Raw genomic sequence first — 1,434 nt, forward strand, 5'->3', positions numbered from 1 at the left:
CACCTGACCCCATGCCGAACTCAGAAGTGAAACGCCGTAGCGCCGATGGTAGTGTGGGGTCTCCCCATGCGAGAGTAGGGAACTGCCAGGCATCAAATTAAGCGAAAGGCCATCCGTCAGGATGGCCTTTTTGCATTGGCGCAGAAAAAATGCCTGATGCGACGCTGCGCGTCTTATACTCCCACATATGCCAGATTCAGCAACGGATGCGGTTTCCCCAACTTGCCTACTTCCATACGTGTCCTCCTTACCAGAAATTTATCCTTAAGCTCCTCAATAACCATTTTCCTGCTAACTAAATTCATGGTTAATGTTGCATAATAATACGCAACAAATGTATAACATTTTCTTTACCAAAAGAAATAAACAAAAGCGACCAACAAAAGCATCGGATTACGGCAGGAGACATAATGGCATGGCTGAAAGTACTGTAACGGCAGACAGCAAACTGACAAGTAGTGATACTCGTCGCCGCATTTGGGCGATTGTGGGGGCCTCTTCAGGTAATCTGGTCGAGTGGTTCGATTTCTATGTCTACTCGTTCTGTTCACTCTACTTCGCCCACATTTTCTTCCCTTCCGGGAACACGACGACTCAACTACTACAAACAGCAGGTGTTTTTGCTGCGGGATTCCTGATGCGCCCAATAGGCGGTTGGCTATTTGGCCGCATAGCCGATAAACATGGTCGCAAAAAATCGATGCTGTTATCGGTGTGTATGATGTGTTTCGGATCGCTGGTTATCGCCTGCCTCCCAGGTTATGAAACTATAGGTACGTGGGCTCCGGCATTATTGCTTCTCGCGCGTTTATTTCAGGGATTATCCGTTGGCGGAGAATATGGCACCAGCGCCACCTATATGAGTGAAGTTGCCGTTGAAGGGCGCAAAGGTTTTTACGCATCATTTCAGTATGTGACGTTGATCGGCGGACAACTGCTAGCCCTACTGGTTGTCGTGGTTTTACAACACACCATGGAAGACGCTGCACTCAGAGAGTGGGGATGGCGTATTCCTTTCGCGTTAGGAGCTGTGTTAGCTGTTGTGGCGTTGTGGTTACGTCGTCAATTAGATGAAACTTCGCAACAAGAAACGCGCGCTTTAAAAGAAGCTGGATCTCTGAAAGGATTATGGCGCAATCGCCGTGCATTCATCATGGTTCTCGGTTTTACCGCTGCGGGCTCCCTTTGTTTCTATACCTTCACCACTTATATGCAGAAGTATCTGGTAAATACTGCGGGGATGCATGCCAACGTGGCGAGTGGCATTATGACTGCCGCATTGTTTGTATTCATGCTTATTCAACCACTCATTGGCGCGCTGTCGGATAAGATTGGTGTAAGCGTGCAGCAAGAACCGTATTGACGGGGATGTGTTATTCAGTCGGCAGTGCTACGCGCCAGGGGAGCAGTTCGCCGACCCGGTTTATCGGCCAG

The 1,434-nt window shown here is 48.9% G+C and carries 1 rRNA gene and 1 pseudogene; both read left to right on the top strand.

Annotation, left to right across the window (positions count from 1 at the left end):
• Window positions 1-91 (top strand): 5S ribosomal RNA (gene rrf / locus BFF42_RS17020); the annotation flags it as partial.
• Window positions 92-415: 324 nt separating this feature from the next.
• Window positions 416-1,336: pseudogene (kgtP, locus tag BFF42_RS17025) on the top strand (alpha-ketoglutarate permease); the annotation flags it as partial.
• Window positions 1,337-1,434: the final 98 nt, after the last annotated feature.

Source organism: Shigella sp. FC1661, assembly GCF_001712525.1.
GTDB lineage: Bacteria > Pseudomonadota > Gammaproteobacteria > Enterobacterales > Enterobacteriaceae > Escherichia > Escherichia coli.